Source organism: candidate division KSB1 bacterium, assembly GCA_034521575.1.
In the GTDB taxonomy this organism is placed as follows: domain Bacteria; phylum Zhuqueibacterota; class Zhuqueibacteria; order Residuimicrobiales; family Krinioviventaceae; genus JAXHMJ01.
Window position 1 is genome coordinate 1281524 of record JAXHMJ010000005.1, and the last position, 21639, is coordinate 1303162.

At 47.8% G+C, this 21639-nt stretch carries 19 protein-coding genes; 8 read left to right on the forward strand and 11 right to left on the reverse strand.

Annotated elements, in window-relative coordinates; all coding sequences use genetic code 11:
• The first annotated feature begins 85 nt into the window (after positions 1-85).
• The 6 genes from U5R06_18815 to U5R06_18840 all read left to right on the forward strand — a co-directional run bounded on the left by U5R06_18815 (position 86) and on the right by U5R06_18840 (position 5972).
• Positions 86-2902 carry a PD-(D/E)XK nuclease family protein gene (locus U5R06_18815; GenBank protein ID MDZ7724794.1) on the forward strand — a complete coding sequence of 939 codons (2817 nt, stop codon included), beginning with the start codon at positions 86-88 and terminating at the stop codon, positions 2900-2902.
• On the forward strand, positions 2895-3395 hold the full coding sequence (locus tag U5R06_18820) for a PH domain-containing protein (GenBank protein MDZ7724795.1): 501 nt from the start codon (positions 2895-2897) through the stop codon (positions 3393-3395). Before U5R06_18815 ends, U5R06_18820 begins: the two co-directional genes overlap by 8 nt.
• A gap of 11 nt (positions 3396-3406) precedes the next feature.
• Positions 3407-4069, forward strand: a complete 663-nt coding sequence (locus U5R06_18825) for a hypothetical protein (protein ID MDZ7724796.1) — start codon at positions 3407-3409, stop codon at positions 4067-4069.
• Positions 4066-4197, forward strand: coding sequence for a hypothetical protein (locus tag U5R06_18830; GenBank protein ID MDZ7724797.1), 132 nt, complete (start codon positions 4066-4068; stop codon positions 4195-4197). Before U5R06_18825 ends, U5R06_18830 begins: the two co-directional genes overlap by 4 nt.
• Before the next feature lie 18 nt (positions 4198-4215).
• Complete coding sequence (locus tag U5R06_18835) at positions 4216-4602, forward strand: HAMP domain-containing sensor histidine kinase (GenBank protein MDZ7724798.1); 387 nt, start codon at positions 4216-4218, stop codon at positions 4600-4602.
• 143 nt (positions 4603-4745) lie between these two features.
• A complete protein-coding gene (locus tag U5R06_18840; protein ID MDZ7724799.1) occupies positions 4746-5972 on the forward strand; it encodes a DUF1015 family protein in 1227 nt (408 codons plus the stop codon).
• Here U5R06_18840 and U5R06_18845 read toward each other — a convergent pair whose 3' ends face one another.
• The 11 genes from U5R06_18845 to U5R06_18895 all read right to left on the reverse strand — a co-directional run bounded on the left by U5R06_18845 (position 5973) and on the right by U5R06_18895 (position 19671).
• Complete coding sequence (locus tag U5R06_18845; protein ID MDZ7724800.1) at positions 5973-7907, reverse strand: 3'-5' exonuclease; 1935 nt, start codon at positions 7905-7907, stop codon at positions 5973-5975.
• A complete protein-coding gene (locus U5R06_18850) occupies positions 7861-9294 on the reverse strand; it encodes a UvrD-helicase domain-containing protein (GenBank protein MDZ7724801.1) in 1434 nt (477 codons plus the stop codon). Before U5R06_18850 ends, U5R06_18845 begins: the two co-directional genes overlap by 47 nt.
• Positions 9295-9347: 53 nt before the next feature.
• Positions 9348-9587 carry a hypothetical protein gene (locus tag U5R06_18855; GenBank protein ID MDZ7724802.1) on the reverse strand — a complete coding sequence of 80 codons (240 nt, stop codon included), beginning with the start codon at positions 9585-9587 and terminating at the stop codon, positions 9348-9350.
• A gap of 277 nt (positions 9588-9864) precedes the next feature.
• Positions 9865-11109, reverse strand: coding sequence for an AAA family ATPase (locus U5R06_18860; GenBank protein ID MDZ7724803.1), 1245 nt, complete (start codon positions 11107-11109; stop codon positions 9865-9867).
• A gap of 180 nt (positions 11110-11289) precedes the next feature.
• A complete protein-coding gene (locus U5R06_18865; GenBank protein ID MDZ7724804.1) occupies positions 11290-13554 on the reverse strand; it encodes a YfhO family protein in 2265 nt (754 codons plus the stop codon).
• Positions 13535-14080, reverse strand: a complete 546-nt coding sequence (locus tag U5R06_18870) for an acyltransferase (protein MDZ7724805.1) — start codon at positions 14078-14080, stop codon at positions 13535-13537. The genes U5R06_18865 and U5R06_18870 overlap by 20 nt, the downstream gene beginning before the upstream one ends.
• A complete protein-coding gene (locus U5R06_18875) occupies positions 14070-15329 on the reverse strand; it encodes an oligosaccharide flippase family protein (protein ID MDZ7724806.1) in 1260 nt (419 codons plus the stop codon). Before U5R06_18875 ends, U5R06_18870 begins: the two co-directional genes overlap by 11 nt.
• A gap of 11 nt (positions 15330-15340) precedes the next feature.
• Positions 15341-16267: a GNAT family N-acetyltransferase gene (locus U5R06_18880; GenBank protein ID MDZ7724807.1), complete on the reverse strand. Its 927-nt coding sequence runs from the start codon at positions 16265-16267 to the stop codon at positions 15341-15343.
• Entirely contained in the window at positions 16257-17213 is a 957-nt protein-coding gene (locus U5R06_18885; protein MDZ7724808.1) for a sulfotransferase, read from the reverse strand. Before U5R06_18885 ends, U5R06_18880 begins: the two co-directional genes overlap by 11 nt.
• Complete coding sequence (locus U5R06_18890; protein MDZ7724809.1) at positions 17210-18682, reverse strand: polysaccharide deacetylase family protein; 1473 nt, start codon at positions 18680-18682, stop codon at positions 17210-17212. The genes U5R06_18885 and U5R06_18890 overlap by 4 nt, the downstream gene beginning before the upstream one ends.
• A complete protein-coding gene (locus tag U5R06_18895) occupies positions 18679-19671 on the reverse strand; it encodes a D-glucuronyl C5-epimerase family protein (GenBank protein MDZ7724810.1) in 993 nt (330 codons plus the stop codon). The genes U5R06_18890 and U5R06_18895 overlap by 4 nt, the downstream gene beginning before the upstream one ends.
• A 234-nt stretch (positions 19672-19905) precedes the next feature.
• Here U5R06_18895 and U5R06_18900 point away from each other — a divergent pair, with 234 nt between their 5' ends.
• Both U5R06_18900 and U5R06_18905 read left to right on the forward strand, forming a co-directional pair.
• The gene (locus U5R06_18900; protein ID MDZ7724811.1) at positions 19906-20991 is read left to right on the forward strand and encodes a sigma-54 dependent transcriptional regulator; all 1086 of its coding nucleotides are present in this window, start codon (positions 19906-19908) and stop codon (positions 20989-20991) included.
• A gap of 31 nt (positions 20992-21022) precedes the next feature.
• Positions 21023-21595, forward strand: coding sequence for a T9SS type A sorting domain-containing protein (locus tag U5R06_18905; GenBank protein ID MDZ7724812.1), 573 nt, complete (start codon positions 21023-21025; stop codon positions 21593-21595).
• Positions 21596-21639: the final 44 nt, after the last annotated feature.

Here is a 21639-nt window from a genome sequence, read left to right on the forward strand (position 1 = left end):
TTATCTTTTGTTTTTTATTCATTTTGACAAATAATTTGCTTTTCAGAGGTTCATTTGATAATTTAATAAAAAAGCTGGAGACCTTGTGCAGAACATCAATTACAACTTTATACCATTCACAGCATCGGTCATCGACTCCGCAGTCCAGACCCGGTCAGCAGATCAGTCCTTGCTTGTTTTCCCGTCTGAAAGCAGTAAAATGGCGGGCTTGCGGCGCTACCAGACCGAATGGAATTTCGAGCGGGTCCGGTTTCTGAGCATGGAAGAGCTGAAAAATGAGTTGTTCCACAGCGACCGGCCGATTCTCAAAGAGGAAAAACGCACGCTGGCATTTTATTCATGCCTGACAGATAAAGATAAGGATTTTTTTAAAATATCCAACTATTTCCAGTCCATTGACACCGCTCTCAAGTTTTTTTCGCTCTGGGAAGAACTGAACGAAGAGTTGACCAACATGCCGCAAATCCTCGAACAGCTTGAAGCGTCGGGACTGATGCTCAGCGAGTGGCAACTCCAAATGCTGAACAAACTCGAGGAATTGCTGCAGCGATATCAAGCGTTCATCACGTTGAAAGGATATTCGGATACTATTTTTCAATACCATCCGGCTCAACTGGACCCTGAACCTATACGGGATATCCGCCAGATCACGTTTGTGAATCAGTATTATTACACCCGACTCGAACGCAGCATGATCGAGCAGCTGCTTGGACACAACTATGCGGTCACTCTGATTTATCAGCTTCCGGAAAACTTGCTGGACAAAGAGACCCTGAGCGTCAAGCCATTCAGTCTGCGCGACCTCCAGGGGCAGACACAAACGATCCGCATTTACGAATGCCGGGATGCGTTCAGCATGTTTCTCACCCTGGTGCGCGAGGTCCGGCAAACCGGAATACGGCACGTTATCGATCAATCGCGCTTGTCCCAGACCTTTTCCCGCTACTGCTCACCGCGTCACTACCGGGTGGGTCAGTATCAATCGGTTCAGGAAACCCCGGTGTATCCCTTTTTGCATACGCTGCATACCTTACTGGATGGTCTGATGTTCGAACCGCAACGAAAAAAAATCCTGCTGCCGCTGCAGCTGATCTTGCAGGCGCTGCAGGACTCTGCATTCTATGCGTATTTTGCTCCCCCGCCCACGCAGCAAGCTGTTCTGGAGATGTGCTATGAGGCCATCGACAAGGATTATCATTATCTGGATGTAGACGGCGACTGTCTGCAGGAACGTATGTTTCAAAATACTGACCTCACCGTATTGACAAATCTGTTCTCACTGTTGAAACGGTTTTTCAGTGTGCAGTCCATTCAGAATTTCATCGATCTCATTGACACGCCGGATGGACTCGAGATCAGCCGATTGACGGATAACCCGGAGGAACGCGAATTATTCTACAGAACCCTGGCTGATTTTGCATCCATCGAACGCATCAAGCTGATTGATGACTGGCAAACTCTGTTCCGATCCACTGACACGCGCCTGCCTGTGGTTCCGACGGGAATGTTGCGGCTCTTTCTCGATTATCTGGCCCCCAAACGGGTGCGCCGACAAATGGATGTGGACAGCAAACGCACGGACTTTACCAGTTTGCTGGACACCCGTAACCTGCAGTATTCCGCCCTGGCGGTGTTCAATCTGGTTGAAGGAGAGCTGCCGCACGCCCCCAGCACACCGTTTCTGTTTACCGAGCAGCAGCGTCAGATCATCGGATTAAAGACATTCGAGGATATTCAGCAGCGGGAAAAATATTATTTTATGCGTCTTGTTCTCACCACTCCCGAACTGGTTCTCTTGACCCGCAAAGACAGTGAAAACAACATCGAGCCCAGTTCATTCCTCGAACAAATCAGGCTCTATGCGCCGGTAACCCTTGTCCAGGCGGAACCGTTCCGAAACATGATCCCGGCCTATCATGCTCTGCTGAAAACCGATATGACATTTGCTGTCGATTCTGATGTGACCCGAATGCGCTCCTTTTTCAGCATTCCGCATGATCCGCAGCAGGATACGCGCACCCTGCAACTGAGCACTTATGCGCTCATTGATCTGCTGGACAATCCTTTTACGTTCTACCTCAAACGCATCGGCCGACTCCAGGATCGCAAGCGTCGTGTTGAAAACGAAATATCGCATCGGATTTTGGGCAATATGGTGCACAACGTACTCAACCGCATCTGGTTCAGTCTTTTGGACCGCGGCATGGCGGGAGAACCTCTGACTTTTGATTTCAGTCACATTGACACGGATTTGATCCGGCGGTATATTAAAAAAGAACTGAAAGACAGCCGTTACTACTACAAATCGCCGCACAATTACACCTCGTTGTACCTGGAGCGCATTGTCAGCCGCTTTATCGAGAACGGGATCACGGCATTCTTTCGCGAACTGGATAAACGCGGTTTCAGCGGTCAGCCGCTGCACATTTATCCGGAACAGGATGTTCCCACCGTGGGTGACACACAAAAACAGTGGATTTGGGCGAACGAGCATCGATTGAATTTCGATATCTTTATAAACGCCAGGGCTGATCTGCGTATCGAGAATGAGCGCACCACGATTATTGATTACAAAACAGGGTCGGAACAAAATGCCCATCGTGAGCAGCTGTGGCTGTACGAGTTGTATTATCTGCTGCTGGACTATCCGGATAGAGCCGAACACGTGCAGTCGTTTTTTTATTTTGTGTTCAAACAAAATTCGAAAGACTATCCCGGCCAGGAGAATGCCGCGCGACTGAAAGCTGAACTGATTCAGAAATTGAATGACGTTTATTACAACGGCTATTGCCTTCCGGAGCAAAAATCCAAAATTTCTCAATTTGAAGATATTGCCCGTAAAGACATCTTTGGCTCCCGGCAATTTACTAAAGAACAGAACATGAAAGAAATCTATGAATAAAAAGACAAAACAAACCGAATATCTCGACCATCCCAGGCCTTCGACGTTGTATATTTTAATGCTGCTCACCGTTCTGATCATTTTGTGCATTCCGTTTCTGGCGGTTTCGTTTATGATCAATTCAAGCGTGCGGCTGTATCTGTTCCCGTTTCTCATTCTGGTCTTTGCGATATTCGGAATTTTTCTTCACGCCGCCTTTAGCACTGTTTATAAATTTAAAAATAAAAAGCTGTACATCCGCTGCGGTATTTTTTTCACACGCATCCCGCTTGCCGACATTCAACGCATTCACAAAAAACGTTTTATTCCGCGAATTACCGGATGGAACTCGAGATCTATAAAAGGATTTAACAACAGATTTGCCAACGGATTGCTGATTTTGACGCAAAATCGACAGGTATATATCAGTCCCACACAGCCGAAAGAGTTTACATTGTCCCTGCAGGTCTATAACGGAAAGCCGTTTCCCTATACCACATTTACCAGTGATTGACGAGGATTGCCATGTTACACTCACTCCGACAAAAAGTATATATGAAATCCGCGCGGCTTCGCGGCGTCTTTTACGTACTGATTATCGCCTGTATCATCGGCATTGTTTTGTACACCCAGCAGTTGGTCTCTGAACTGCGCAGTGAATCACGCGATATTGTCGAGTTTTACGCCAACACCATTCAGCGCGTCGCCTCGAATCCTATGAACTCGGAAGCCCTGGGCTGGGTCTTTGAAAACATCACGCAACGCACCAACTTTCCGCTCATCCTCACCACAGCTGAAAAGGAACCGTCCTCATGGAAAGGCCTGGCCATAGAGGAAACTGACCATTCCACAGAGACCCTCGATAAAGTCAGACGGATGATGAAAAAGATGGGACAGGAAAATGATCCCGTCCCGATAAAGTACAACGGCCGGGTGATCAATTATCTGTATTACGGAGATTCCAAACACATCACCCGGCTGTCGCATTTGCCTTATATCACGCTGGCATCGATGGGATTGCTGGTGTTGCTGGCCTTTGTCGGGTTTCAGAGCATCAAGCAGAGCGAGCAGCGGTTTATCTGGGTGGGCATGGCCAAAGAAACAGCGCATCAGCTGGGAACCCGATTTCTTCGTTACTGGGATGGCTGGAACTCTTGCGCTCGCAGGCGCCAAAAGATACAGCCGTGATCGCCACAGTCGATGACATGCGCCAGGACGTCACACGGTTGGAAAAAATCGCCTCACGTTTTTCACAAATCGGCTCACAGCCTGCGTTAAAAATCCAGAGTCTGAATCCGCTTTTGGAAGATATTTAGCGCTACTTTGACCGGCGATTGCCACAATCGGGAAAATCGATCTCGATCGAATACGATTGCAAAGAACTGCCGCCGGTGCCGATCAATCGCGACCTGTTTGAATGGGCGGTGGAAAATTTGATCAAAAACGCCATTGATGCGGTTCAGCGCAAGCAGGGGCATATCGGCATTTCCTGCGGTGTCCTGGATGATGAACGCGTTTATCTTGATATCAAAGACAACGGCAGCGGCATTCACGCCAAATTCAAATATGACATTTTTAAACCCGGTTACAGCACTAAAAAACGCGGCTGGGGTCTGGGACTTAATCTGGCCAAGCGCATTATTGAAGAATACCACCACGGTGAACTGCTGATTCGGGACTCGCATCCAAACCGCGGCACCACGATGCGTATTATCATTTAAACCGGATTGGCACATTGTCCGAAAACAGCGGCGTTTTGCCGCTTTTGGTTCAAAAAACTCTCATAAAGCTTGATTTTGTTGCTTATTCTTTGTAAACTAAAAACGGCTAGTTTCACCCCTTTTCAACTGTAGATGGAGACCATATGGCTATAATAAAACCTTTCAAGGGATTACGACCCAATCCGGCGCTGGTTGAACAGGTTGCATCCCCTCCGTATGATGTTCTCGACCGGCAGCAGGCTCAGACCCTGGCCCAAAACAATCCGCATTCATTTCTTCACATCATCAAACCGGAAATCGATCTGGAAACAGATGATCCGGAACAAATCTACCAGCAGGGCCGCAAGGCGCTCGAACAATTCCGGCAGCACTATATTTTACTGAAAGAAGACTCTCCCTGTCTCTATCTATACCGCCAGACCATGGGAGAGCATGAACAGACCGGTTTTGTCGGTTGCGTATCGGTGCAGGAATACAAAGATCAGGTCATCAAAAAACACGAACATACCCGGCCGTCCAAGGTTCAGGACCGGGTTCAGCTGATTAGCGCCTGCAAGGCGCAAACCGGCCCCGTATTTTTATCCTATCGCCAGACGGATCAACTGGCATCCTTGAAACACAAGCTTTTGGACAAATGTGATAAAGTATACGATTTCACCAGTTATAACCAGGTCCGGCATCAATTTTATAAAATCGAAGAGCCGTTTGTTCGCCAGGCGCAGAACGCATTTGACCCGCTCCCGGCGCTTTATATCGCAGACGGTCATCACCGTTCGGAAGCCGCGGCGGCGTATTGCGACACGCAGCCGGACTGCGGCAGCGGCGATCAGCCCTATAATTATTTTCTGGCGGTCATCTTTCCGGAAACCGAACTTTATATTATGGCTTATAATCGGGTGGTCAAAGATTTAAACGGCATGAACGCAGACGAATTTATGCAGCGGCTATCAAAAATATTTGATGTCGAACCGATCAGCGTAACATTTGACGGCCCGGGGCAAAAACATCAATTCGGTGTATATATCAAGGGCAGCTGGCATCTTTTGACGGTCAAATCCGAACAAATCAACCCCGAGGACCCTGTACAAAGTCTGGATGTGGCGTTGCTGCAGCAACATGTGCTCACGCCGATTCTCGGCATCGATGATCCGCGCACAAATCCACGTATCGATTTTGTCGGCGGCATTTCGGGAACTCGGGAACTTGAGCGGCGGGTTGACAGCGGAGAGCATCAAGTGGCGTTTAGTCTGTATCCGACCAGCATGCAGGAAATTATGCAGGTGGCGGATGCGGGCAAGGTCATGCCGCCCAAATCTACCTGGTTCGAACCCAAACTGTTCAGCGGTATGGTCACGCATTTACTAGAGTGATCATTCGATCATGACATATTCGGTTTCGATGCGATAGTTGTTCTGCTTCACCTGAGGCAGGGCCGCCACAGCCGCTTTGTAGCGGTCCAGCTGGTCTACTTCACTCACCGCGCCGGTTTTAAAATCAATGATCCGGATGATTTTTTTCTCTGTATTGACCATCAGACGGTCAATACGCAGTTCGGCGCCGTCCGGCGCGTACAGAGTACATTCGGTAAACACGCGGCTGTCAAAATCCTGAAACAGTCGGGGATGCGCGCCGACGAACCGTTCGGTCCGATTTAGCTGATCATTCAACTCTTTTAGAGGGACCAGACTGCCGTAATACTCGCTGGTTTTTTCGCGCGCATACCGGCGCTGCGAATCCGTGTCCTGACGGATGAATGATAAATAATAATGAATAATATTGCCTTTTTCCGCGCTGCGGTGGTCTACAAACGCGGTTTTCAGATCGACATGCCGGATGCGCTGCCGCAATTCCTGATCCGGGACGCGATAGTCTGCATGGTTCATATCCAGAACATTATCCAGAATAGTATCCTGGACCGATTCCGCTTCGGTTTCCACCGGCAGTTCAGGCGGCAGTATCTGTCCGGATTGCCCGACAATCTTTGTATCCGATTCATCCCGTTGTAAAGCGCCGGCATCTTTAAAATAGCGCACGACAGCCGCAGCCGTGTCCCATGATGGTTTCGGTTTGGGCTTTTCATTTGATTTGGGCCTGGGTTTGCTAAAGCCGTCTTTATTCTTAAAAGTCAATCCCAGGAACAAATTCTCTCTGGCGCGCGTCATGGCCACGTACAATACATTCAATTCTTCTATCGCTTCACGACGAATTTTCTCATCCTCCAAAGGCGCAAAACGGGATGTCGTTTCCACAATTCCCTTGTAATTGTGGGTGATAAAAAAATTACGCGTGCGCAGTGTTTCCGGATCAAGGTCATACAATGTATGAATATCAAGACTGCCCGATGGCGTGCGCGGCGACAGCTCCCAATACAGAAACACCGAATCGAATTCCAGGCCTTTGGATTTGTGAACCGTCATCAGCTCGATTGCGTTCATTTCCGCGGTCGCGACCTGTTGCAGAGACTCTCTGTCTTTCTTGTCCTCACACCAGGTTGTAAATCCCTGCAGGGTGATGGGAACCTGTCGACTGCTGTTCATAAACTCAGTGGTAATCTCGACAAAGCGGTTGATATTCTTGAGATCACTTTGCAGCGGGAACAGCTGCGTCACATTGTAATGTTCCAGTATGCATTTGACGACATACAATGGGTCCGTCTGCCGGCTTAGCTTGGAAAACAATTGCAATGCTTTACGGACCGCCGGTATATCCTCACACCGCTGCATCAATTCGTTTAAAAACAGCCTGTCCCCGGCCTGCAGTCCGCGGTCCAAAAGCGTTTTCAGGTCCATCGTATCCAACAACACATAATCGGAGCGCAGAAACTCGCATAAATCAAAGACATCCTGAAACACCAGCAGTTTCAAGAATTTCATCAGCGGCTTGATCGCCCGATGCTCGAAAATCGGATTCGACGACTTGTGTACATAGGGAACCTGCAGCTCATCCAGAATCCGGGCGATATGTTCCAGTTGTTTATTCTGGCGCACAAGCACAGCCGATCGAGAAGGATCGATTTCGCCGGTTTGTATACGGCGGTAAATCATAGTTTCAACAAATTCCCTAGTCGCCGTATAATCATTGATCTCATGCTCATTATCGCCGACGGCGGACAAATTGCGCAGCCACAATTCGATATATCCCTGACCATTTTTGCGATGCGGTTGCACGCATTCATACGGCCAGTCAATATCGAAATCCGTCAGAGCGGCATGCAGCATCTCATCGGAATAGACCTGATTGATAAAGTCGATGATGCGTTCATCGCTGCGAAATGAAGTCCTCAGCTGCTGTTGATCGCTGTCCACTGAACAGACGCGGCATGCTCAACAGCAGATCGCGCTCACCGCCGCGCCAGCCGTAAATGGCCTGCTTTTCGTCTCCCACCACGATGACGCCTCCGTATTCCTTGATGCCGGCGCCGCTGATCACTTCGCGGATGATGGGCATTAAAATCCGAAACTGGATCAGACTGGTATCCTGAAACTCGTCGATCAGCATAAACCGGTATTTGGCGGTCAGGTGCTCGTAAAAATCATTGGTCACCGTATCATCGGTAACCATGGACAGTTCAGGATCGTAGAGAAATCGATACGTATAGAATGAAATATCCGAGTGGGAAAACACCCGATTTCTCAGGGTAAGCTCGTCATATTCCCGGAGGATTTTCCGGATCAATTCGCGGATTTCCCGTTCTTCCGGAACCGCCAGCATCCAAAGCAGATACTCTGCAAGAGATGCAACAAATTCCTGATGCGCTGATAAAAAATGATCTTTGGCTTCTGCGTATTTGTTTGCTCTAAACACTTTGCCACCGTTCCAGAACGGATCAAACAGCAGATGGCCTTTCTGCTCGAGATGATCACGATCCTCCACCGCCTGCAAACACTCGTCAGATAGATGTTCGAGGGGGGTATCGGGTTCAATATTGAAAAAGTCTTTTGCATTTTTTTTTAACAAGGCATTGATCCGCGCATCCGCATGAAATTTCAGCACGTGCTGCTGGAACTCGATGAGCAGGGTTTTTAGCTGTTGACGAACAGCTTGATACAGGGCGTCTGCTTTCGGCGGCGTGTGTTCAAAATCGCGAGCCCCGGATTCGTCGATCATGTGATACAGCCAGCGCTGCTTGATGGTGGTGTTGAGAAATTGCTCATAAGCCTGGATGGTCTTGCGTTCTCCGCGTTCCAGGAACGACCGAAACACTTCCCAGAGCTCGCTGTCGTTCAGCAGCATATGAAACAGGTTGTCTTTGACCGCATCGTCCATGACATTATCGATCTCGTGATCGTAAATATGCAGAAACGGTGCGATAATTGATTTGAACACCGTATTGGTGAACGAATCAATGGTCATGATCTTCACCTGGTGCTTGTTGCTCAGCATATCATGATAGCTCCGGCGCAGAAAATGCAGATCATCGCGGCTCAGAGATCGACCGAGAACACTTTCGAGGTTCCGACGCAGCTCTTCACTTTCACCTTTGGGATTCACCAGTTCATTCAGATGCGTAAAAATACGATCCCGGATCTCTGCCGTGGCTTTGCGGGTAAAAGTGATCACCAGTATTTCTTTGTATTGACAGCCCAGATGCCGGTACTGACACAACAGGGACAGGTATTCAAGAGACAATCGATAGGTTTTACCGGTTCCGGCGCTGGCGCGGATGACACGTTTGATGAAATTTTGTTGCATTGTTTTATCGTGACTTTTTGACAGATGAAATCATTTCAATCGGGTTTATAGTATTAAAATTCTCTGTTGATAAAATAGGAAAAAGATTTATTTCTTATTTGGGCTATTTCAATAGAATAGTTTTTGAGCAACTCTACCATAAAATCAATTCTGGAATCAAAGCTATTTGGTATTTGCTGATTAAATTGTTCTTTTGTCAGATCATTTGTGTCTTTGAACGGTTTTATTTTGAGTTGTCTTTGTTTTTTCTCGGCTAATCCGGCCAAATACCAACTCTCGATTTCTTTGATCACAACTTGTATCCTGCCCTGATCAAGATTCCTGTATTTTTGAGCCAATTTTTGCTTCTTTGCAGTTACGCAGGGAGTAGAATTTATATCACAGATAAAATAATACTCGTCATCCATCGACTTGATTTTATAAAATTCTCGATCCATTTTTTGTTTTTGGATGCATAATGCAAAATCTGTACATCATAGTTTTTATTTAAAAGTGGTTTTACTATTCTCGCAACAAATCTCTCATCATCCGGACCTTCGACAAACAAATACATCAGTGTTTTGGACATGTTTATCCCCCAAGCAAATTTTGAATATAAAGCTCTTCAACTCCGATTTCATTCTTTAAAAATGTTTTGACCTGCTGTTGATCTGCGGGACGCGTGATTTGAGAAAACCCGTCTGCATCCCGGGAAACCAGCAACAACGAGTCCAGATCAGCATGGCGTACCATTTCGGTATTGTGGGTTGTGGCAATAATTTGTTTTTGCTTCGAGGCATCCTTCATCATCTCCGCAACTTTGGCGATGAGATGCGGATGAATATTGCGTTCCGGTTCTTCGATAATGGCCAGGGGTTTGTTTTCAAAATATAACGCCACAATCAAGGCTGTGATATTGATTGTCCCGTCCGAAACCAGCGAGACGGGAATGGATTGGTCCGAGTACGTTTCCTGCAGTTTGAAAATCAATTTGTCGGCAGATTTCTCCACACTTAGATCCGAAATAAACGGCAACAGATCATTGACCAGATTGTACAATTTACGCCGCTTTGCATTGTTTTCTGTAAGGTGTTTAAGAATGATGGACAGGTTGCTGCCGTCTTCTTCCAGCTCTGCCTTGCCTGTTATGGGAGTGGCCTTTTTGGGGAGTTTGGGATCAAAATCATAAATGGAGATTCTTTGAAAAACATTTTTAATAAAAGATAGAGAAAGGTAAGAATTTTGGATAAGTAGCTCATGCGAATCCAATGCATTTCTATTTAAATATGAAAGTAAAATATCATTTTTTTTGATATTTACTTCATCTGGTTTATTTATATCTATTGATATGTCATTATAGGTACGAAGAATTTTTATATTTCCAGAGCCAAGAGATTTAAGTGGTTTTACACTATTATTTTCCAAGTATACTTGTTCATATTCAACTGTGTGGTTCAATAATTCATTTTTAATAACAAAATCACTGTTTTTATTAAAAGATATTGATAATTCATAAATAGTTTTATTAATAAAGACCTCGGTGAAATAATCACCGGAAGCATTAAACAATGAACTTGAATCTTCATCACTTTCAATTCTAAGCACAAACTCATTTGATTCTGCGGACGTAATATTGCGTAAATACTCTGCCCCACCTTGTGCTGATATCGCATTCTCCAAACCATCTTTTGCAATATCATGTAAAAACTTAAAAATCTGCACAAAATTCGATTTCCCCGCCGCATTGGCGCCAATGATCAAATTCATATTTCCGAGCTCGAGTTCCAGATTCTTAAAGCTCTTGAAATTTTTCACACTGATCTTTTTAATGCTCATTCATGCACCTCATGCATGTTTCAATATGAAAAGTCGTTAATATGGATACCAAAAGTTATCCGTGTTTTATAACATAATTAATTCTAATGTCGAAAACAACCGATTTTCATCGGGCAGCCTCATCCTTCAAGCACAATCCCCGGTCCCGCTTTTCTCGCGCCCTTTATACAACAATCACAGTTATTTTTCAGCCATTAATTTTTTACGTATCCGGGACACCCCGGGCGCAGCGGCCCCGACCAGCAGTGCCAGCAATGCCGCGCCACTGATCCAGAGTCCGGTGACGAACGACAGGGGTTGATAGAGAAACTCAATTCGGTGTTCGCCGGGCTGCATAAACACGGATTTCAGACAAACATTGGTTCTATAGCTTTTCACCCGCTGACCATCAATAAAAGCGCGCCAACCCCGCGGATAATAATTCTCACTGATTACCAGACAGGACGGCTGGTCCACAAAAACGTCCATCTGATAACGACAAGCATCCCGCCGATGCCAGGTGATATGGATACTGTCCGGCGGATGCACAGCCAACGGCGGCGGTTCGAATAACAGCGCGGTTACTGCTGGATTAAAATTCGCGCTTTTCATGCTATCCAACGCAGCCTTACTATCAGACACCACCATCACGGTATCGCTGAAAAAGGCAAACGGCAGCGCCGTTGTATTGCGGTAGACAAATGGACTCTTTTTATTCAGCAATTTATAACGCGCATCCTGAATGCGCAACGCTGAAATGATCGTTCCCACGTTAAACATATCCATACAGGCATAATCCAGAACAAGCCGTGCCGGCATAACCTGCTGCGCCGGGACCGGCTGTTCCAGCACATCTCCCTGACGAAAAACAGTGCGGTAATATTTGGCCAAAAAAGGATTGCGTATCCAGGGACGGTCCGGCAGATGATAACCGGTTTCCCTGAGGATTTCATAATAATGTTGCAGACAGTTGCCGCCCCCGCCGGTGATGTTCAGTCTTGCAGACGCTGCAGACGCGTGAGAGTTAAAAACACGTTTATTCGTATCCTCCCTTTTAGAGACAGCGGCGGGTTCCGCCTGATTCGAATGCAGGGCATTTAAACTCTCAAAATTCACCCAGGTAAAATCCGCAACAAGCAAAAACAGCACCAGTCCGCTCCATAGATACAGATTCATTCGTCTTGCATTGCTGACCAGAATCGCAATGACCGCAAACAGAAACAGATGCAGCGCCCACTCTTCCAGTATCTGATAATACAATACTGTTTTCTGGTTTAGCTGCAACAATCCAAAAAATTGAATAAATGCATCATAAAGCTGCGACCGGAAAACAAGCAGCGCCGAAAACAAGAGGACAAACAGCATCCCCCAGATAACGGCATAGGATTTAAAAACCGACTGATTTTTATCTCGCGGAGCCAAAACCGCATCCAGTCCCAACACACTGCCGGCGAGAAACACCAGAGGCAAAGCGACAATGGCGATCATCGAATGATCTGTAAACAGCAGCCCCACACAAAGCAGCAGCCCCGCAGCCACGGCGAATCCTGCTTTTTTATATTTGGGGAGCATCAGGCCGAAAAAATAAAGCAGCCCTCCGGTGTAAAGCAGGGGCAATGAAAAATGTGGATGCGTACTTTGCGTCAAAGAAGGCAGCAGTACACTGACGATCTGTAGCGGAAGCACAGTCAGTTTCTCATGCAACGGTACGGCGGCGCCCACATATTCAAGCACCGGCAGCCAGGTATAAGCGGACAGCAGCAACGCACTCAGAAACAAGGCCGGAACAAGGACAAGTTTTCCCAGCAATCGCACCAGCGGCAGTTTTTTAAATAATCCCATAGCAACAGTCAGAAACAAGGCGGACCACAGGGTCACAATGATGACAGGCACACTGCCGCGCTGCAGCAGAACCGCCAGCGCCAGAGTACAGACGGCAAAGGACCACGGACGCAGATGGCTGAACAATCGGTACAGACAAACAAGAAACAAAGGCAATAGCGATACGGCCAACAGATGACGCCCGTATTCAATTCCGCTCATTAATAAAAATCCGGGCAGGTTGTAAGCAAGCAAGGCAGTTATGAGCACGGCCAGGGGATGCAGATTAACACGCCGGCCCAGCATGTAAATCCCGGCGGCAAACAGTAAAAAATTCAAGAGAATATAGAGGAGATAGATATTGACAAAACCGGACAGCGGCGTGAGCAGAGAATAAAGCAAGGCATCAGGAATGCTCAATGAAGCGATGCCGTTGGTGTCGCTGTAAACCGGAAGCCCCATAAAGGCATCCGGATTCCACAGGTCTACAGCATCCCGTCCCTGAAACAAAATTTCCGTAAAAATGCGATCCGGCTCCGGCGACCAGCCAAACGCCTGGAACACCGCATAAAATCCTGAGAGAATCAATATGGACAGCAGAAAAAATACAAGCCACAGCCAGCCATCACGATGATTCGGCATCATTCATCTCCCCGCTATAGTGATCCAGTTGCCGTACAATTCGGGCCGGTACGCCGGCAATCAGAATATCGCCCTGGGGAAAGCTGTGTGTGACCACGGCGCCGGCTCCGACGATGGTATGATCACCCAAAGTGACACCGGCGGTAACAATCGCGCCCGCTCCCAGCCAGCAGTTCCGACCGATACGGATGGGTTCAGCTTTAATATACTCTCGGTAATCGCATAAATTATGGTTCATGCTGATCACACTGACGCGCGGACCGATCCAGGTATTCTCGCCAATCATGATGCCGTTTCGTCCATCCAGATAACAAAACGGCGACAGTCCGGGACACCGGCTGCCGCGCTGAATGCGCTCCGGCGATTTGACCACGGACGACGGATGTACCGGCCAGGGCACATGAGCGTTTTTACGCCGGATTTTCTGCAGTACAGCCTGTTTGAGCAGTTTACCAGCCGGAAACTGGGAGTCACGGAATGCTGGTCCGGCCAAACAGCCCGCCAAAAAATAAGCAATTTTACTGATCATAATCTTCCGCATGTTTGATAAAATAATAAATTGAAATATTATAAAACAGGTAAAATAATCCAGCCGTAATGGACAGCGCCAGCAGCATGGACCGCGGTGTCTGATTAAAGATAAACATAGCCAGCAGCCGCAGAATCAGAGACGCCGCAATGAGATAAAACCCGACTTCCTGCCGATTGATAATGCTGAATGTAGAGCTGATGGGTGAATTGATAAACCGGAAAAACATCCAAAAGGTGATAATCTGCATATAAACACCAGCTTCTGCAAAATCTGAGCCGAAATAAAGAGAAGCAAACTGCGGACCCAGCAGCAGAATGAACAACAGCGGAATGACTGCAAATAATGCCAGTTTTTGCACCGTGCTTTTATAGACCCCGATCAGGGCTTCCTTGCTGTTGTGCATGGCTTCCGAGGCGCTGGCGAAATAAACCTGCTGAACCGACCGTCCCACCATAAACAGCGGTATATTGACAATCCGGTCTGCCATGGAATACAGCGCCACAATCTCGGGACCAAAAAAGCGGCTGAGCATAAACACGGGCAGCTGCAGACTGAGGGTGTTGAGAAAAACCATCGACGTATTAATAGTCGGGAATTTCCTGTACTGTTTGGCCAACCGCCACAGATCAGCAAGCCGGGTTTTGTAGACCACCAGATGCATACGCAGGATGATCACGGAAGCCAAAAGGTACCCCAGAACCTGTGCAATGAGCAATGCCTGACTTGAAGTCCAGAACACACCGAACAGTACAGCCAGCACCTGTGTAGAAGCCACCTGAACCACCTTGTTCAGGGCCAGCACGCCGAACCTTTTCCGCCGCACCAGTATATACTGCACCGCCTGCCAGAGTCCGAACAGAAACACCCCCAGTGCAATATAATGCAAAAACGGCTGCAGGGAATCCGCGTTCATCCAGTGCAACAGGTCAGGGCCCAGAAAAAGCAGCACCATTGAAAACAAGACAGAAAACAACAGCAGAGCCAACAGTGACAACAGCGCGAGGTCGTTTCCTTCCCGATCCTCTTTTGGAAGAACAATCGCCATTTCATATTTCAGAGAAGCAATCACACCAAAGGTGGTGATGGTAGAGATGAAAATCTGCCAGTCCCCGAGATTCTCCTTGGTGAACAACCGGGTCAGGATGGGCGTGGCAATAAAGGTCGCAACATGGGCAAACGCAGTGCCGGAAAACAGTTTGACCACATTGCGTGTGAAATCGGATTTAATGACAGGTATCTTGAGCATGCGTGTCCCGGTCAGATAAGAGTAAAGGGGAATTTCTTTTTATGGATAACAAAATACGGCGTCTGTCGGGCTCCGAAACCGCGGACAAAGCGCTCGATCGGTTCGATCATACTGCCTTCAAAATCAAATTGCGCGGTCACTTTGGACGCGAATTGTATAGCAGTCCACATCAGAAGCGAACTGGCGCCGCTGTTTCGCAGTTCGGGATCAGCTCCGCCCATCAGGTAATAGGCGCTGAACGCATCCCAGGCCAGATAGAGGACGGCATGTTTGCGTCCCTCATCATCCACGGCCGCCCAAATCTTTCTACACTCCCGACGCTCACAGGCATCATCAACGCGCTTCAGCAAGTCAAAGGAATAAGACGGTGTCTCATTTTGACGAGAAAAGGTCATCTTGTTCAGACGGTAAAATTCCTGCAGGTTCTTCTCCGGTCTGATCTCCAGCCGGCGCTCAGCCTTGCGGATTTCCCGACGAATATTGTTGCGAAATCCCTTGTACACCGCATCCGTATCCGAAATATCCGGAATGATATAGGAATAGCGAGTGGTCTGTTTATAACCTTTCCAGTAAAACGGCAGCCAGTTGGTTAATTCATACGAATACTTTTGCATAAACCGGGGCGACGGCGGAAGCTGTTCGATCAATTCGCTTAAAATATCCTTTTCAAAGGACAACCGCCGGGTCATCTTTTGCTCCGGCGGATAATCAATATAGATATGATACCACGGCGTCAATTCCGGCATTTTATACACCTGAAATCCCGCCAGACGTCGCCGTGAAAAAGGCAGCGCAGCGGCAACCTGGTTATTACGCATAACCAGGGCCACATCCCAGTTCTCGGCTCCGGCGGCAGCATCCAGCCACCAGGGTTGTGAAAACAGCCGGACGGCAGGATTGTTTCGGCAAAACTCTCGATAGTTTTCTTTATTTTTCAATAATCCGATCCAATATGGTCTGTATTTGTTCCAGTTCTTTTTCTTCAATATGCTCGCCCTTTAAGGGGCGGGACGGCGGAAACGATTCGGGGATAGACGTCAAATCCGCGTCCGCCGGTATGTCATGCCCGGTCAAAAATTTACCGATCGCCTCCAGTTTTTGAACCGGATTGGTGCACAGCTTGGCATAATTCACCTCATGCAGCCGGTTGTTTTCTACTTTTTGCAGATCGCGTTTGATATTCATTTCAGTATAATAGACCTGATGACACACCTGCTCCAGTTCGGACATTTTTTTTATCTCGGGATACTCTTTCGGCATCACCGACCACCAGGATTTACCTTTTTTCCTGCGGATATTTAACAGCGAAGCGGCGGAATGCACCGGATTTCTCTGCATATGAACAAACAGAGCGTTCGGGAACATTTCCAGCAGAGGTCGGATTCTAACACTCATTTTCACATTTTTCGTCAAAAAGGGAGCGTTAAACATGTTTTCAACATTGGCAACGAATGTAACAATACGGTTTTTCGCCGGTTTTGACAAATAATGCGCCGGTGTATAATTGAATCCCTCGCGTTTTTCATAAGGAAACCAGCGATTCCAGATATTGCCGGCCTCACTCGGCGCCATGGCGCCTTTTTCATAACCGTGCACACTGGAAAAGCTGGAAGAATACGACGGACATAACAACCGTCCCATCCTGGCAGCCGTTACCGGCATCATGTACCAGGTATTTGAAATATTGGGAATATAGGAAAAATGAAATGCAGACATGAGTAACTGGTACAACAGGGTGGTTCCCGAGCGCGGCGGCCCAACGATAAAAACCGGCGGCCATTTGCACAGGATGCGGCGTTTCAGGATCAGCGATTCCACCAAAGCAGTGGGCTGATGCAGAGTTGCGATTCCCTTGTGAGCTATCACTTTTATATGATCAATCATAATTGTCTCCACCAGTCATGCAACTCATCAAGCGTACACAACCAGCCGTTATGTTCGGCAGTCCATTCGAGTATAGTGCTGTACAATTCTGAAAATCCGGACCAATCATCTGCAAACAGATCGGAATTGTGCCAGTTCACAGTCAGGCAGGCCCGGTTGATGCGCGTTTCTTCCAGCAAGTCAAAGACCACCTGGTGCGAATTTGCCGCGCTCAGGCCCTGTTTGCTTTCCAGAAACAGTACCGTGTCCATCAAAACAAGCGGAATTTCGATCAGGGACATTTCCTGCTGTGTATCCGGATCCCAGGGATGATAGGGAAAGCCGGTTCCACAGCGGTATCCCGGAGCATTCGAGAATCCGACTGTCGAATCATACGAAAACCCGGCGTCCTGCAAAATCCGCCAGGTCATCCCGGAATCAAAAGTCAGGTAATGCTGGCGGCAGCCGTTCACGGTTTTCCCGATGACCCGCTCCAGGCCGGATTTTTCATGCTGCAATTTCTCGGCATTCCTGTATGCACCGGAGGTTCCATGCAGCCCAATAGCTGCCCCCGCCTTGTCAAGCGCTGAAATACCCCGCTGCAGTCGACCGGATGTTAATGAATAACCCGGATCAATGGATGAACGCCGCTGCTGGACAAAAAAGAAGGTGGACGCGGCACCGTACTGCGATTCCATTCGGGTGATGGTTTTGAAGTTACCGGCCCAGTTTTCAGGGCGTGCCATCGAGCGCAGCAGATAACCGGCAGCAGGCAGAACGGCGGATAGGCCGCGCGATTTCAGGACCGGTGCGATGGCACGGCGTGCCTTGCGCAGCGTCCAGGTGCGGATGCGGTCCACATCATGAGACAACGCCACAGCGAACGGTTTGTGATCCGGCCAGATAGCGGGATATGGAACAATCCCGGGTACTTTCGGCGCTACCAGCAGTATCTCGATCAGCCTGACGATCCGATCCACGACCGGCATATCATAAAGTGACGACTCTCGTGTAAACTCACGTTGAAAGCGTCCGTGTTCATCGCGGGTCGCAGTGCGGTTTTCCTGTTCCAGATTCAGCATGTAAAAACAAGTTGCGATCAGATCGCAGGTACAGGAAACGGTCTGTTCGGAATGACTAACCAGCGGCTGCCGGTCTGCATCCAGGTACAATATTTCTTCAAAAGACGGCATATCTCCCGTGAACAGATAAAGAATGCGACGGGGCAAGTTCTGCGGCGCACTGCCGTCCGCCACTGCACGGCGCACATTGGCGTTGTCAGGCAGATATTCCGGAACAGCGCCGATACACAGCCGGCGTTTTCCGGATGAATCGGGCATCTTGCCGTAAAACAGTTCGGCCCGTACGCCATCCCGATCCCCCCCTGCCCCGTTAGCAAAGACCAGACCGGTCATCCGGCTCAGTTGGCGCAGGACATACCAGAACGGCGCTTTGAACGACGCCGGTCCATGATATTCGACTCTTATCATAACCGTCCTAATTGTTTCAACGCCCGGTATTTAATCCGGTACATTTTCATAATATTGAAAAACCGGTCATAGTCCCGCCATTTTTCCGCAAACTCTTGAAATACAGTATCCCCGGTCAGGGTATAAAACAGACGCAGCTGGGTATTGACCAGTCGCAGATATCCTATAGTCGCCGGATCCGGATCCGGATAAAACGGTTGCCTGCAGTAATTGTAGCGGATCCAGAATCCGAGATCGTATTCCGGCAGCCACTTTTTAATACTGTCCAGACCGGATTCAAAAAGCGCAGCCGCAGGCTCCGGATCATCAACGGCGCGCATATATTCATGCAAGCCGCACATGGAAAAAAAGAATCCGTCCAGCACCATGGTCGGGAAGGATGCGGGATATTCTTCGTAAAACGGACCGTAATCGGTAAAGGTGGTCACTCCGCCCTGATCCGCCGGTACTGCAAAAATGTTCAATGCATCTTTTACCACGTCAAGATACGGTTCATGTTCCGTCATCTGAAACGCCCGCAGCAAAATGGATATCGCGCGGCTTTGGGCAAAGGCTGAAGGCCAGGGTTCATTAATTTTAAATTCCGGTTTCGGGACGTCGGTCAGCCAAAACGTACCGCGTTCCGGTTCCCGAATGCGGTTATCATAAAACCACCTGGCAATATTTAAAAATCGTTTCCGGTCATCATCGGCTCCGCTTGCGAGATACGTATGATAAATCGCCAGGCCGTATTGACCAATCGAGATGGGGTAATAGATCATTCGACGGTCTTTCACATCGATATAACTGGGAATGATAGGAATGCCATCGTCATTGAAAAAAAAGTTTTGACTGTGTCCGTTCAGCAATTCCTGTTCATCCATGAGGAAATAATAATATCCCAACTGCCGGGAATGAACGTCTAAAGTTAGCTGATAAATATCAGCATCTCTTCCGATATCCTTGAGCAGTTTTTTCAGCATGAATATTGATTTTTCTAGTTTCCGCATAAGTCCTGACTCTGTTCGATAACAGCTAAAGATAACAAAGTTCACTGAAAATATAAAGTAAAACATGACAATACAACGTTCAAAGCGTTTGCCGGCAATACATGCACTTTCGGAGAAACTGATACAAAAGAATTAAATATCTTCACGCATGACGCTTTTATTAACGTATATAGCAGAAAATATTCAGGAAAATCAGAAACAATTTTATTATATTATTACAGGATTCATTTATACATGACAGAACGTCTCTACGATCTGCAGCTGTCACCGCAGGAAGACAATTATCTGAATGACACACAGAACACCACCGGTTCTTATACAAAATTTGAACTTTACTATCCCAAAATAAGCCGCGTTCAGCAAATGCGGGATATGTATCAGCTCATTCTCAAAATCGCTCAGAGCCAGGCATCCATATTGATTCATGGAGAAACCGGCACAGGCAAGGAACTGGTGGCGGCCGCGATCCAGAACAAAAGTCCACGCTCAAACAAACCGTTTATCAAGGTAAATTGCGCAGCGCTGAATGAACATTTACTGGAAAGTGAACTTTTCGGGCATGAAAAGGGGGCGTTCACCGGCGCTCTCAGTCTGCGCAAAGGCAAATTTGAAAAATCGGACGGCGGCACCCTGTTTCTGGATGAAATCGGAGACATGGCCCTGTCCACCCAGGCAAAGATATTACGGGTTTTGCAGGACCAGACTTTTAACCGGCTCGGCGGGAACCTTGACATTCGTGTAAACGTTAGAGTCATCGCAGCCACCAACAAAGATCTGTGGGTACAGATGCAGAGCGACAAATTCCGCAACGACCTGTTCTATCGGCTGAATGTGGTCTCTCTTGCGATGCCTCCGCTCCGGGACCGCAAAGAAGATATTCCGCTGCTGGCGGAATATTTCCGCAAAAAATTTTCAGTAGAACTGCGCAAAAAGGTGAGACCGTTTACGCGGAATGCCATGCAAATGCTTATGGATCATCACTGGCCTGGCAACATTCGTGAACTGCGCAACCTGCTTGAACGAGCGATTTTGATCGCAAAACCCGGCAAACCCATTGCTTCACATGCTCTAAACATGCCGGGAACCGCCTATTTCGAGGCCGGAGCCCATGAAAAAAGGCAAGAAGAACGCGACGGAACCAATTTCAAAACATTGAACCTTCAGGAACTGGAACGGCAAGCCATCGTCACCGCGCTGATGCGCGCAAAATGGGTGCAGCGGGATGCGGCAAAACTGCTGGGCATTTCCCCCCGGGTTTTAAACTACAAGGTATCACAGCACGACATCAGACATGAGAAATGGCGAAAATATCATGATTAACCAGCTTAAACGGATCAACTTCCGGAACACGTTGAAAATACTAATCATCACCTCTCTGCTATTGATTCCTGTTGAATCAATAGCGCTTACATTGGTCTGGGACCCCGTTCAAAACGATGATATTCTCTGCTACAAAGTCTACTGGGGACGCGAATCCGGACGCTACACGAATTCCAAGTACGTGGGCAAAGAAACACAATATAAAATCACTTTTGAGGACAGTGTTGTCTATTATATCACCGTGACTGCGATCGACATGTGGGGCAATGAAAGCAATTATGGCTCTGAAATCAAACTGATCGGCGGTGTGTCAGAGCCGGTTGACCGTGAGGACAGCGCCGCGCTGAGTCTTTATCCGAATCCGGCCCAAACCCATATCAACATCCAATTTAATTTGGAAAAAAGGCAGAATGTGTACATCAGCGTTTACAATATCATGGGGCAAAAAGTGACGACTCTAATCGAGCAATCATTCAGCCGCGGCAGTCACACAGTCCATTGGAACAGAATGTCTGCAAACGGCGGATTAGCAGCTGCCGGCATTTATTACTGCCGGATCCGGACTGATTCTCAAACGACCATACAGAAAATTACGTTGCTTTAAAAATTTCATTATATTGCAATAAACTATTGAAATAATCGGTATGG